General features: G+C 60.1%; 14 protein-coding genes. 12 read left to right on the top strand and 2 right to left on the bottom strand.

Going from position 1 to position 12,386, the window contains the following annotated elements; translation table 11 throughout:
• Position 1: 1 nt before the first annotated feature.
• Positions 2–661: a response regulator gene (locus ACMGGW_RS18710; protein WP_025304145.1), complete on the bottom strand. Its 660-nt coding sequence runs from the start codon at positions 659–661 to the stop codon at positions 2–4.
• A gap of 189 nt (positions 662–850) precedes the next feature.
• Here ACMGGW_RS18710 and ACMGGW_RS18705 point away from each other — a divergent pair, with 189 nt between their 5' ends.
• The 4 genes from ACMGGW_RS18705 (at position 851) to ACMGGW_RS18690 (ending at position 2,608) form a co-directional block, all read left to right on the top strand.
• Positions 851–1,084, top strand: coding sequence for a hypothetical protein (locus tag ACMGGW_RS18705; RefSeq protein ID WP_025304144.1), 234 nt, complete (start codon positions 851–853; stop codon positions 1,082–1,084).
• Between the two features lie 96 nt (positions 1,085–1,180).
• Positions 1,181–1,927, top strand: coding sequence for an SDR family oxidoreductase (locus ACMGGW_RS18700; RefSeq protein WP_420279524.1), 747 nt, complete (start codon positions 1,181–1,183; stop codon positions 1,925–1,927).
• Between the two features lie 77 nt (positions 1,928–2,004).
• Positions 2,005–2,328: a BrnT family toxin gene (locus ACMGGW_RS18695; protein ID WP_071845113.1), complete on the top strand. Its 324-nt coding sequence runs from the start codon at positions 2,005–2,007 to the stop codon at positions 2,326–2,328.
• Positions 2,291–2,608 carry a BrnA antitoxin family protein gene (locus tag ACMGGW_RS18690; protein ID WP_033639455.1) on the top strand — a complete coding sequence of 106 codons (318 nt, stop codon included), beginning with the start codon at positions 2,291–2,293 and terminating at the stop codon, positions 2,606–2,608. The genes ACMGGW_RS18695 and ACMGGW_RS18690 overlap by 38 nt, the downstream gene beginning before the upstream one ends.
• Positions 2,609–2,832: 224 nt before the next feature.
• Here the strand turns inward: ACMGGW_RS18690 and ACMGGW_RS18685 are convergent, their stop codons facing one another.
• Positions 2,833–3,477 carry a GntR family transcriptional regulator gene (locus tag ACMGGW_RS18685; RefSeq protein ID WP_169540627.1) on the bottom strand — a complete coding sequence of 215 codons (645 nt, stop codon included), beginning with the start codon at positions 3,475–3,477 and terminating at the stop codon, positions 2,833–2,835.
• A 162-nt stretch (positions 3,478–3,639) separates the two neighbouring features.
• On the opposite strand from ACMGGW_RS18685, the gene ACMGGW_RS18680 reads away from it, so the two are divergent.
• The 8 genes from ACMGGW_RS18680 (at position 3,640) to ACMGGW_RS18645 (ending at position 12,385) form a co-directional block, all read left to right on the top strand.
• On the top strand, positions 3,640–4,353 hold the full coding sequence (locus ACMGGW_RS18680) for a DUF2848 domain-containing protein (protein WP_025304139.1): 714 nt from the start codon (positions 3,640–3,642) through the stop codon (positions 4,351–4,353).
• Positions 4,353–5,699 carry an amidase gene (locus tag ACMGGW_RS18675; protein WP_197832469.1) on the top strand — a complete coding sequence of 449 codons (1,347 nt, stop codon included), beginning with the start codon at positions 4,353–4,355 and terminating at the stop codon, positions 5,697–5,699. The genes ACMGGW_RS18680 and ACMGGW_RS18675 overlap by 1 nt, the downstream gene beginning before the upstream one ends.
• 49 nt (positions 5,700–5,748) lie before the next feature.
• Positions 5,749–6,402, top strand: a complete 654-nt coding sequence (locus ACMGGW_RS18670) for a DUF4286 family protein (RefSeq protein ID WP_043142626.1) — start codon at positions 5,749–5,751, stop codon at positions 6,400–6,402.
• Positions 6,399–7,724 carry an MFS transporter gene (locus ACMGGW_RS18665; RefSeq protein WP_197832468.1) on the top strand — a complete coding sequence of 442 codons (1,326 nt, stop codon included), beginning with the start codon at positions 6,399–6,401 and terminating at the stop codon, positions 7,722–7,724. The genes ACMGGW_RS18670 and ACMGGW_RS18665 overlap by 4 nt, the downstream gene beginning before the upstream one ends.
• Positions 7,725–8,035: 311 nt before the next feature.
• Entirely contained in the window at positions 8,036–8,854 is an 819-nt protein-coding gene (locus tag ACMGGW_RS18660) for a DeoR/GlpR family DNA-binding transcription regulator (protein ID WP_049208216.1), read from the top strand.
• A 48-nt stretch (positions 8,855–8,902) separates the two neighbouring features.
• The gene (locus tag ACMGGW_RS18655) at positions 8,903–9,886 is read left to right on the top strand and encodes a substrate-binding domain-containing protein (RefSeq protein ID WP_025304134.1); all 984 of its coding nucleotides are present in this window, start codon (positions 8,903–8,905) and stop codon (positions 9,884–9,886) included.
• Positions 9,887–9,888: 2 nt separating this feature from the next.
• A complete protein-coding gene (locus ACMGGW_RS18650) occupies positions 9,889–11,406 on the top strand; it encodes a sugar ABC transporter ATP-binding protein (RefSeq protein ID WP_420279523.1) in 1,518 nt (505 codons plus the stop codon).
• Entirely contained in the window at positions 11,399–12,385 is a 987-nt protein-coding gene (locus tag ACMGGW_RS18645; protein WP_043142614.1) for an ABC transporter permease, read from the top strand. Before ACMGGW_RS18650 ends, ACMGGW_RS18645 begins: the two co-directional genes overlap by 8 nt.
• Position 12,386: the final 1 nt, after the last annotated feature.

Here is a 12,386-nt window from a genome sequence, read left to right as displayed (position 1 = left end):
GCTACTCTTTCTTCAGCAAATAGCCAATGCCGCGTACGGTAATCACTCTTTCTTTACCGATTTTGCGCCGTAAATTATGCATGTGCACTTCCAGCGAGTTACTTTCCACGCTGTCGCCGTGGCCGAACAGCCGCTGTTCCAACACCGCTTTGCGCACCACGGTGCCGGCGCAGCGCATCAGTTCGTGCAGCAGGTGATACTCTTTTTTCGATAGCATCAGCAGTTCGTTGTCCAGCATGACCTGATGGTTGACCGGATCGAGATACAGCGCGCCGAGGCTCCAGGTTTGAGAAGCGAAGCCCGCCATGCGCCGGTTAACCGCTTTGACGCGCGAGATGAGTTCGGGCAGCGCAAAGGGTTTGGCCAGAAAGTCGTCCGCGCCGGAGTCGAGGCTGTTCACCAAGCTTTCGATGCGGTCGCGAGCGGTCAGGATGATGATCGGGATATTTTGCCCGGCGGCGCGCCAGGCGATCAGCTTCTGCAAACCGTCGCCGTCCGGCAGCGTGAGATCCAACAGCATCAAATCGAACCCGCCGGGTGAAAGTTTATTTTCCGCGTCGGTGAGCAGGCGCACCCAGCACAAATTAAAGCCGGCCAGCTCCAATGCGCGGCACAGCGCCTTGCCTAATTGCAGGTCGTCTTCCACCAACAGTATGTTCACGTTATTTCCGCTGAGAGCCTTGAGTCGCGCTTATCTAACTATAACGCTGACGGGAAGACAACGGGGAAAACCGCTCTGCCTGCGCGTTCTTAAGCAAACCTTAATCTGGCTTTAATCTCGCGTTAAGGGAGCGGGGGGGAATTTCAGTTATTTTGCTGCCATTCGAAATTATGGCTGGGGGAGCAAAACATGCAGACTGAAGGTTTCCCGAACGCGGGCGCCTCGCGGCGGCTGATGTATGTAGGCGTGGCGACGCTGCTCGTTCTGTTGCTGTTGTCTTTTCGCGGCGATGCGCAGAGCCATAGCCACGGCGGCCATCATGCTTCCGCTTTGCAGCGGGTGCATCAGGCGGCGGCGACGGATGCTTACGGCTGCGCCAAGTCGCGCATTAAAAAGCAGCTGCGCCGCCTGGCTCAGCTTTGAAGCGGTTTTTAGGGAGCCGCTCTATACTCTGACAGGCATACGGGGCGCCTGCGCGCAGGCCGCTGTGTTGATATCGCTAACCAGAGAAAAAACAGTATGACGAAAGTGGCATTGGTGACCGGCGCAAGCCGGGGGATTGGCCGCGCGACCGCCTTGCTGCTGGCCCGGCAGGGCTATGCGGTGGGTGTGAATTACCTGCGTGACGAAAATGCGGCGCGCCAGGTGGTGGCGGAGATCGAGGCGCAGGGCGGTAAGGCGCTGGCGCTGCAGGCCGATGTGGCCGATGAAGCGCAGGTGATGGCGATGTTCAGGGCGCTGGATGCCGGGCTGAGCACGCTCAGCGCGCTGGTCAACAACGCCGGCATTCTGTTCCAGCAGGCGAACATTGAACAGTTGACCGCCGAGCGCATCAATCAGGTGCTCGGCACCAACGTCACCGGTTACTTCCTGTGTTGCCGCGAGGCGGTGAAACGCATGGCGCAGCGCCATGGCGGGCAGGGCGGCGCTATCGTCAACGTTTCCTCCGCGGCGTCCCGGTTGGGGGCCGCGGGGGAATACGTCGATTACGCCGCCTCGAAAGGCGCCGTCGATACCCTGACCATCGGGTTATCGCGCGAGGTGGCGGCGCAGGGCATCCGCGTCAACGGCGTACGGCCCGGATTCATCTATACCGAGATGCACGCCAGCGGCGGCGAGCCCGGCCGGGTGGATCGCGTGAAGGACAGTTTACCGATGCAGCGCGGCGGGCAGCCGCAGGAAGTGGCGGAGGCGATCGCTTGGCTGCTGTCTGACGCTGCGTCTTACGTGACCGGTACTTTTATCGAGGCAGCAGGCGGGCGTTGAATGCATGAGGGGGTTTTTGACATCCCGTCGTGTGGAGTGTATTTTGATTAAATAACAATCAAAATGTAGTTACAAAAATGTATGTTTATTTTGAATGGAATCAGGATAAAAATCACAGCAACCAGCGTAAACACCGTGTCAGTTTTGAGATAGCGCAACGGGTTTTTCTGGATCCCAACCATTTGGCTGTGCTGGAAAGGATCGAGGATGGAGAAGAACGTTGGCAAACGATCGGTATGGTCGGATCCTGTTTGCTGTTGCTGGTGGCACATACGACGATCGAAACGGATGTCGAAGGCGATACCGTCGAGATCGTGCGTATCATTTCAGCACGCAAGGCCGATGCCAAAGAGAGGGGAAGATATGAAGCGCAAAAATTCCGCCAAAAATCTGGCCCATAGCGTACTCCCGCCGTTGACGGAGGAGCAGAAAGCGCAAATTGCTTCACTGAATGCGTTGCCGGACGAGGACATCGATTATGCCGATGCGCCGGCGCTGGGGGAAGAAACGTGGCAGACTGCGGTGCAGGGGCGTTTTTATAAGCCGATGAAAGTATCAAAAACCATCCGAATCGATGCGGATGTGTTGGCTTGGCTTCAGCGGCCAGGCAAAGGCTATCAGAAACGCCTGAACGCCGTGTTGCGTGAGGCGATGTTGAAAGAGCATGAGCACGAGGAATAAGTCGTGTCAGACGGGTAACGGTCCGGTGAGGTTCTCACCGGATTTTTTTGCTGTTTTTTAAGGCAACGCCTACCAACGTCGGCCACCTCTCGATGGAGCTCGATCAAAACTATAAAAACGGTCATTCCGCGGAGCGTGAAATGTGACCGTTTACCGTTTATCTCCTGCTCATCGGCAGAACAGGGTCATCATAACTATTCCCGGTAATATCCTGCGCCGCGGGGTTACCCGTCGTGCAGCAGCGCAGTGCGGAATGACAGGATATGCGCCTGCGCGGCCTCGGCGGCGGCGGCGCTGTCTTGTGCGGCCAGCGCGGCGATAATTGCCCGGTGTTCGTCGATCACTTCGCGCATATGCCCTTCCCGCGACAGGGTGCTGGCCCAAAAACGCTGCGCCCTGGCGTGCAGTACACTCAGGATATCCGCCAGCATGTTATTGCCGGCGATCTGCGCCAGTTCCTGGTGAAATTCATGATCGAGTGTCATCATGCGCACCCTATCTCGCTCCTGGCTCGCGGCTTCGATTTGCCGATTGAGTTCGGTCAGCGTTGCTATCTGCCTCTCGGTAATCTTCTGGCTTGCCAGCCGCATACACAGCATCTCGTTAGCCAGCCTTACTTCGATCAATTCCAACGCATCGTCCATCGACAACGGTGAAACCATCACGCCCTTGCGCGGGATGACCTGCAATAACCCCTCGTTGGCCAAGCGGTGGATTGCCTGATTGATCGGCGTTCTCCCCATATCCAGGTCGTTCATCACCTGCGCGGTATTGAGATATTCGCCCGGCTTGTAGCTGAGTGTGACCAGCGCCTGTTTGAAACGCCGGTAGGCCAGCTCGTTCAGTGACACGCCGGCTTCTTCCGTCATCGGGCGCTGCGGGCTTTCTGCGTCAACAGTCTTCACGTTTTGCTCCTGCAAGAAGAAAGTTTTTAGACATAGTACACAAAAACATGGCATGGAAATCGCTTATTTGGTAACTAAAGATATAGTGAAATTTCACAGTGTTTTAACAAAAGGGGCGAAACTGCCATGAGACTGACCTTCACTTTACCTGAATCCTGCGGCGCGGCGACGTTGAATGTTGAGATTGATCATCTGGTGATCGCCGGTTGGACCGGACGCGATCGCGAGGCGATCTTGCACCATATTCGTGAATTGGCCGAGCTGGGCGTGCCCCAGCCCAGTGCAATCCCCCTGTTTTACCGCGTTGCCGCCAATCAGTTGAGCCAGCAAGAGACCATTGAAGTCATTGGCAACGCGACGTCCGGCGAAGTGGAACCGCTGATTTTTGCCCACCGCGGCGAACTGTTCGTGTCATTGGCGTCCGATCACACCGATCGTCAACTCGAAGCGCACAGTGTGGCGCTGTCGAAACAGATTTGCGTTAAACCGGTGGCGCGAGCCGCCTGGCCGCTCCAGGAGGTGTTGGAACATTGGGACAGTTTGATCTTGCGTTCGTGGATCAGGGAAGAGGGCGAATGGCGATTGTATCAACAGGGCTGTCTTGCCGCGTTGCGTACGCCCGGTGATTTGCTGGAACGTTACTTCACCGGTATGCAGCCGCCGGAGTGCGGGCTGGCGCAGCCGCAAACGCCCGACGGGTTGGCGATGACTTGCGGCACGGTGGCGGCGATCGGCGGCATTCGACCGGCTGGCGAGTTTCGCATGGAACTGGTGGACGACGTGCTCGGGCGAACCATCAGTCATCGCTACCGCAGCATCGAACTGCCGGTGGTGGCGTAATGAAAAAGCTGACTTTGATGCAGGCCACCGCCGGGCTGGCTAGCGGTGAGTTCACCGCAGTGCAACTCACCACCGCCGCTTTGGCGCAGATCGTCGATGAGCGGGGAGAGGGGGGGCGCGCGTTTACGCGAACATACACCGAGTGGGCGCAACGGCAAGCGCAGGCCTCCGATCGGCGACGCGCCGCCGGCTCGCCTCTGTCGGCGCTGGATGGCGTGCCGATCTCGGTCAAGGATCTGTTTGACGTGGCCGGTGAGGTGACCACGGCCGGTTCGCGCGTATTAGCGGACGCGCCAGCCGCTGAAAAACACGCTGCGGTAGTGGAACGGCTGTTGCAAGCCGGCGCGGTGGTGGTTGGCAAAACGACGATGACGGAGTTCGCCTATTCCGGTCTGGGCATCAATCCGCATTACGGGACGCCGGCCAATCCTTGGGAGCGCCAGGCGGCGCGCATTCCCGGCGGCTCCTCTTCCGGTGCGGCGGTGGCGGTGGCCGACGGCATGTGCCTGGGCGCGATTGGCAGCGATACCGGCGGGTCGGTACGCATTCCCGCCGCGCTGTGCGGGTTGACCGGTTATAAACCCACTGCACGGCGCATCAATGACGCTGGCTTACTGCCGCTGTCGCCTTCGCTGGATTCGATCGGCGTGATCGCTCATGACGTCGCCAGCTGTATTGCGCTGGATGCACTGATTGCCGACTGTCCGCTGCGGGTGCCGCAAAAAACGTTGGCGCAGGCGCATTTTGCCGTGCCGCAAGCGGTGGTGCTGGATGAACTGCAGCCGGAAGTTGCCGGGGCGTTCCAGCGCAGCCTGCAATGCCTGAGTCAGGCAGGCGCACGTATTGAATTGATCCCCGCCACGGCGTTCGCCGAGCTGGCGGCGATCAATGCCGATGGCGGTTTCACCGCGCTGGAGTCCTGGCGCTGGCATCAAGCGTTGATCGCTGAACGGGCCGATGGCTATGACCCAAGGGTGCTGTCGCGCATTCGCCGCGGTGCATCCTTGGGCGATGCTGAGCTGCAGCTGTTGCAGCGACAACGTGCCGACTGGCAGCGGCGAGTTACGGCGGCGCTGCAGAGTTTTGACGCTTTGCTGATGCCGACCGTGCCGCTGATTGCGCCAACTATCGGCGAGCTGGCGGCGGATGATGCCTACTTCCGTTGCAACGGACTGATGCTGCGCAATCCCGCGATCATCAATTTCCTCGACGGTTGCGCGTTGTCCTTGCCTTGCCAACAGCCAGGAGAGGCGCCGGTCGGACTGATGCTGGCTGGGTTGCCGATGCGTGATGAGGTGTTGTTGGGGTGGGCGCTGGCGATCGAGCGCTGCCTCGCCGACGCGTGATTTTCCGGTGGGCGCAGGCCTGCCTTTTGAGATGACCAGGAGAATATTCATGAACGATTCCCAGAACGGAATGCTGTTTGTCGCGACGGATGTCGCCACGCAGGATGATGCGGATTTTAATCGCTGGTATGACCGCGAACATGTGGAGGAGCGAGTGCGGGTGCCCGGCTTTTTATCCGGCACACGCTATCGGGCATTGCAGGGGGGGCGTCAATATTTGGGGTTGTATAAAACCGAATCGTTGGCCAGTTTTACCTCCGAAGCCTATCGCGCCGCGTTTCAACACCAAACGCCATGGTCGGTGGCGAGCCTGGAGAAAATGCGAGATCCAATGCGCAGAGTGTGTGCGGTGGAGGCGGTCACTGGCCAAGGGTGCGGCAGTCATCTCTGTATCTTCGTGCTGCCGTCGGCGGCATCGGAAGCGCTGCATGCCCGCATCTTGCAACTGGGCGCGCAGCTGGCTGAACAGCCTGGATTCGTGCGCAGCAGCCTGTTGACGCCGGATGCCGAACTCAGTTCCCCGCTGCCGAAAGAATCGCGAGAAAACCGCCGAATGTTGCCGATGCTATTGATCGAAAGCAGCGACGCCGAAGCCGGCCTGCGTTTAAGCGAGCAGGCCGCTGAAGCGCTGAACATGCCCGCCGCCGATGCCTGGCATTATGCCCTTGGCTGGCAACTGACTGCACAGGAGCTGACATCATGAATGCATACACCACTGAAACGGCACAGGTTGCCGCACCGGCCGCAGAAAGTGCCGCCGCAACGCCCAATACCGGCAAACTTGCGGCGGCCAGCTCGATCGGTACGGCGCTGGAATGGTACGATTTCACCGTCTACAACATCATGGCCGCGTTGATTTTCAACCATGTATTCTTCCCATCGTTCGATCCACTGGTGGGCACGATTCTGGCTTTCTCCACTTACGCGGTGGGCTATGTTTCCCGGCCGATCGGTGGCATCTTATTCGGCCACCTTGGCGATGTGTTGGGACGGCGCTTTGTACTGGTCACCACGCTGGTGATCATGGGCGTGACCACGGCGTTGATGGGGTTGCTGCCCGGCTACGCCAGCTGGGGGATTTGGAGCCCACTGCTGCTGGTGACGCTGCGCTTTATTCAGGGCATTGCGCTGGGCGGAGAATGGGCGGGTGCGGTACTGTTGTCGATGGAACACGGTAAGCCGCATCAGCGCGGGCGCAACGCGTCCTTTGCTCAGGTAGGGCCGTCCTGCGGTTCGTTGATCGGCACAGGCCTCATTACGCTGGTGACGTTGGCGATGTCGGCGGACGATTTTCAGCAATGGGGCTGGCGGATTCCGTTCCTGCTGAGTCTGGTGCTGGTCATCTTCGGTTTGTGGCTGCGCCGGGGTGTGGGTGAGACGCCGGCATTTTTGCAACTGGAGGCGTCGAAAGATGTTACGCAGTCGCCGGTGCGCGAAGTCTTCACGCAGCACATGCGTCCGCTGCTGATCGCCGGCGGATCGCGTATCGGCTCTGACGTGCTCTATGCGTTGGTGGTCGTGTTCACGTTGACCTACGTCACCACCGTGCTGAATCTGCCGCGCCCGCTGGCGCTGGGTGCCACCATGCTGGGGGCGATAGGCAACGCCGTCGCAGTACCGCTGTTTGGCGCGTTGTCGGATCGCTTCGGCCGTCGTCCGGTGTATATCGGCGGTGCATTGGCGGCGATAGTGTGGGCGTTTGCGTTCTTCGTCCTGCTCGACAGCAGTCAACCGGTGTTGATCTGCATGGCTGTGGTGATTGGGCTGTTGATCCATGCGGCGATGTATGGGCCACAGGCGGCATTCATCACGGAACAGTTCCCGACACGGGTGCGTTATGCCGGCTCTTCGTTAGCCTATACCTTGGCGGGGATTATCGGTGGCGGCTTTGCCCCGCTGATCATCACTTCTCTGTTTAAATCTTACGACAGCACGCTGGCGATTTCCGCCTATGTTGCGTTGGCTCTGCTTATCACACTTTGGGCGGTATGGGTGGCGCGGGAAACGGCGCATAAGCCGCTGTAAATAGAACGCCGGGCTACTTTGGGGCCGGCGCTCGGCCAAAACCACAAAAACGGTCATTAACGGTCATGCTGCGGACCGTGGAATTGTGACCGTTTACCGTTTCTCTCCTGTCTGCCTCAGGCGGTCGCGCATCATAACTGTCTGTTACTCCACACTTTCGTAATTATTCATTTCATTTCCTTCCCGATTTTTTTGACAACTATCACAGCGCGATCGTTGACCGACCGCGGGGCGATGCGCTTTGCGTCTGCGCGCAAAACGCGGCGCGGCAAATCGATATCGTAATCATCGTCGTGGAGGAGAAAAGAAACATGCTGCCTGTAGAACGTCATCGCTTTATTACCGAAGTCTTGAGCCAGCGCGGCCGCGTGATGGTGCAGGAGGTGGCGCAGCTGTGCCACATCTCTATCGAGACGGCGCGGCGTGATCTGGCCCTGCTTGAACGGCGCGGCCTGCTGCTGCGCAGCCACGGCGGCGCGGTGTTCGTTGAGCCGCCGGCGGTGGAGAAAACCTATGTGCCCGCCGAGATAGATCAGGGGGAGTCCTTCCGCCAGCGCAGCAATGAGGCGCCGGAGCAGAAGACGCGCATCGCCAAACGCGCGCTGGAGTTTATCGCGCCGGGGGATTGCCTGCTGCTGGACAGCAGCTCCACCAGTTGGTTTTTGGCGCGCCAGCTGCCGGATATTTCGCTAGTGGTGCTGACCAACTCGCTGCACATCATCCAGACGCTGGCCTGCAAGGCCAACGTGCGCACCATCGGGCTGGGGGGCGAGTATTCCGCCAAATACGAGGATTTTATCGGCGTGCTGGCGGAGCAGATGCTGAAGGAGTTCGTGATCAACAAGCTGTTCTTCTCCTGCCACGGCATCTGCCAGGACGGCGGCATCCGCGAGAGCAACGAGCACCATGCGCGGCTGAAGCAACAGATGCTGCTGGCCTCGGAGCGCAAGTTCCTGCTGGTGGACAGCAACAAGTTCGGCCGCCGCTCGTTCGCTCGCATTTGCCATTACCGGGAAATAGATACGCTGATCACCGACAGGCTTGGCGACGACGAGTTTCGTCAGGAATTGGCCTGGAATAACGTCGACGTGATTGAAGTTTCACCCGCCGCGAAAAGGGCGGCGCGATAACAACAACGAAAACCTTTTATTACAGCCAACACTTGTGGAGAGAGAACAATGAAAAAATCCGTACTGGTCGGTCTGTTTGCCTCGCTGCTGCTGTCGGTCTCCGCGCAGGCGGCGGACAAGCTGAAAATGGGCGTGGTGGTGAAGATCGGCGGCATTCCCTGGTTCAACGCCATGGAGGCCGGCATCAAAAGCGAGAGCGCCAAACGCGGCATCGACGCCTGGATGGTCGGGCCGACGGCGGCGGATCCGGCGCTGCAGGTGCGCGCCATCGAGGATCTGATCGCGCAGAAGGTGGACATTATCGGCGTGGTGCCGAACGACGCCCGGGTGCTGGAGCCGGTGCTCAAGCGCGCGCAGGAAGCGGGCATCAAGGTGATCGTGCACGAATCCCCCGGCCAGAAGTACGCCGACTGGGATTTTGAGCTGGTGGACGCCTCGCAGCACGGGGTCAACCACATGAAAGCGCTGGCCGCCTGCATGAAAGAGCAGGGCAAGTATGCGGTGTATGTCGGTAGCCTGACGGTGCCGCTGCACATCACCTGGTCGGACTCGGCCATCAACTACCAGAAGCAGCACTACCCGAACATGCAGCTGGTGGGCGACAAGTTCGGCGTGGGGGAATCGCTGGATGACAGTGTGCGCACCACCAACGATCTGATGGCCAAATATCCCGATCTGAAAGGCGTGCTGGCGTTCGGTTCGCAGGGGCCGATCGGCGCCGGGCGCGCGGTGCTCAACCGCGGCAAAAGCAACGATATCTGCGTCATTGGGCCGTTCAGCCCAGGCCAGGGCGCTTCGCTGGTCAATCGCGGCGCCATCAAGGGCGGTTATATCTGGAATCCGATGGTGGCCGGCGAAGTGTTCGTGCGCATCGCCGACATGATGCACAAAGGAGAAAAAATCACCGATGGCATGACCATCGAGGGCATGGGCAAGGTGCAGGTGGATGCGCAGCAGCACACCATTCTCGGCAACGCCACCGAAAGCCTGGATAAGCAAAACCTGCCGAAGCTGGTGAAAATGGGGCTGTAATCATGGCGATTTCCGGCAATACGGCAACGCAGGGTGCACCGCTGATCTCGTTGCAACAGCTGTCGATGACTTTTGGCGGGCAGCGAGCGCTGAACGATATCTCACTGGCGCTGATGCCGGGGGAGGTGCACTGCCTGGCCGGTACTAACGGCTGCGGCAAGAGCACGCTGATCAAGGCGATCGCCGGTGTGTATCAACCGGATGACGGCAGCCGCATTACCCTCGATGGGCAAACCTTCGGCCGGCTGTCGCCGGATCAGGCGCGCGCCTTCGGCATTCAGGTGATCTATCAGGATCTGTCGCTGTTTCCCAACCTGACGGTGGCGGAAAACATCGCCTTCGAGCACAACCTGCGCGGGCTGTTGGGGTGGCACCGGCCGGCGCGGCTGCGGCGCACCGCCGAGCGCCTGCTGCAGGAGCTGAGTTTTAATCTCGATCTCGACAAACGGGTGGCGGAGCTGCCGATTGCCCAGCGCCAGCAGGTGGCAATCTGTCGCGCGCTGGTGGCGGAAGCGCGGCTGGTGATCATGGATGAACCGACCGCCTCACTGACCCGCACCGAGGTCAATCAGCTACTGCGCACGGTGGATTACCTGAAAGCGAAAGGCATCTGCGTGGTGTTCGTCAGCCACCGGCTGGACGAGGTGCTGGAGATCTCGGATCGCGTCACGGTGATCCGCGATGGCAACAAGATCGGCACCTGGCCGGCGGCGGAGATCACCGGCGATCGCCTGACCGAGTTGATGACCGGCTTGAAGCTGGATTATCGCCTGAAGTCACCGAGCATGAATAAGGACCGGGTGATGCTGGAGGCGGATCGTCTCAGCCGCGCCGGGCAGTATCAGGACGTGAGCTTCCGCCTGCATCAGGGCGAGGTGCTCGGGCTGTGCGGACTGCTCGGCTCCGGGCGTACCGAGCTGGCGCTGAGCCTGTTCGGCATGACCCGCCCGGACAGCGGCAAGCTTTATCTCGACAGCAAACCGGTACGCTTTCGCGGCCATGAGGACGCCATCAAGGCCGGCATCGGTTACGTCTCGGAGGATCGCCTGACGCTGGGGCTGGTGCAGCAACAGTCGGTGGCGGATAACGCGGTGCTGACCATTCTCGATAAGCTGCGCGGGCGTTTTCGCCTGATCGACGATTACCGCAAGAATCGCATCGTCGCGGAGTGGATTGCCAAACTCGGCGTGCGGGTGGCGGATCCGGATCAGGCGGTTTCGACGCTGTCTGGCGGTAATCAGCAAAAGATCGTGCTGGCCAAGTGGGTGCTGACCCAGCCGCGGATCCTGATCCTCGATTCGCCGACCGTTGGCGTCGACGTTGGCGCCAAGGCCAGCATCTACCAACTGATCCATCTGTTGGCGCAGGAAGGGATCGCCATTCTGCTGATCTCCGGTGAAGTGCCGGAGGTGTATTACAACTGCGATCGGGTGCTGCACTTCAGCGGCGGCAGCGTGATCGGCGAATACCTGCCGGGGCAGGTGAGCCAGCAGCAGCTGGCGGAGGCGGTCAATGCGTAGATTCAGTCTGAAACCGCGCGGCAACGAAGGCTATCTGGCCTGGGTACTGCTGCTGACGGTCATCGTCTTTTCGCTGCTCAGCGATCGGTTTTTGACGGTGCAGAACCTGCTCGATCTTAGTGAAAGCTACGCGGTGAGCGGCATTTTCGCCCTCGGCCTGTTCGTGGTGCTGGTGACCGGCGGCATCGATATCTCCTTCGCCGCAGTCGCCTCGGTGGTGCAGTACCTGATCGCCACGCTGGCGACGCATTACGGCCTGGCCAGCCCGGCGGGCAGCATTTTGCTGGCGTTGGCGATCGGCGCCGCGCTGGGCATGGTCAACGCGCTGCTGATCTACTGCCTTCGCATCGTCTCGATCATTGTCACCATCAGCATGCAGGCGTTCTTGTTCGGCATGCTGATGTGGCTGACCAACGGCCGCAGTGTGTACGCATTGCCGGACTGGTGGACGTTGCCCCGCAGCGTGCTGCCGTTCCAACTGGGTGAGCAGAGCTATCAGCTCGGTTTGCCGACGCTGGTGATGCTGGCGGTGGCGCTGTTGACCTGGCTGCTGCTGAACAAAACGCACCTCGGGCGCCAGCTGTTTGCCGTCGGTGGCGATGCGGAATCGGCGCGGCGCATCGGCATCCGCGTCGGCCTGCTGCATCTGTTCGCCTATGGCTATCTGGGCGCGATGGCGGCGATCGGCGGCCTGGTGCAGGTGTACCGCATGGGGGAGGTGGTGCCCAACGCGCTGGTGGGCGGCGAGCTTGACGTGCTGGCGGCGGCGGTGCTGGGCGGCGCCAGCCTGAACGGCGGCAAGGGCAGCGTGGTCGGCACGCTGATGGGCGTGTTCCTGATCGGCGTGCTGAAAAACGGCCTCAACCTGATCGGCGTGTCCAGCTACTTCATGAACGTGGTGATCGGTCTGGTGATCGTCGCGGCGATCACCGTCACTCACTACAAGAAACGCAAAGAAACCGACGTCGGTTTCGCCTGAG

Origin of the sequence: Serratia sp. BNK-4 (genome assembly GCF_048685115.1) — a bacterium.
GTDB lineage: Bacteria > Pseudomonadota > Gammaproteobacteria > Enterobacterales > Enterobacteriaceae > Serratia > Serratia bockelmannii.
Note: the sequence above shows the minus strand (reverse complement) of the source record. Positions and strands in the feature narration are given on the sequence as shown.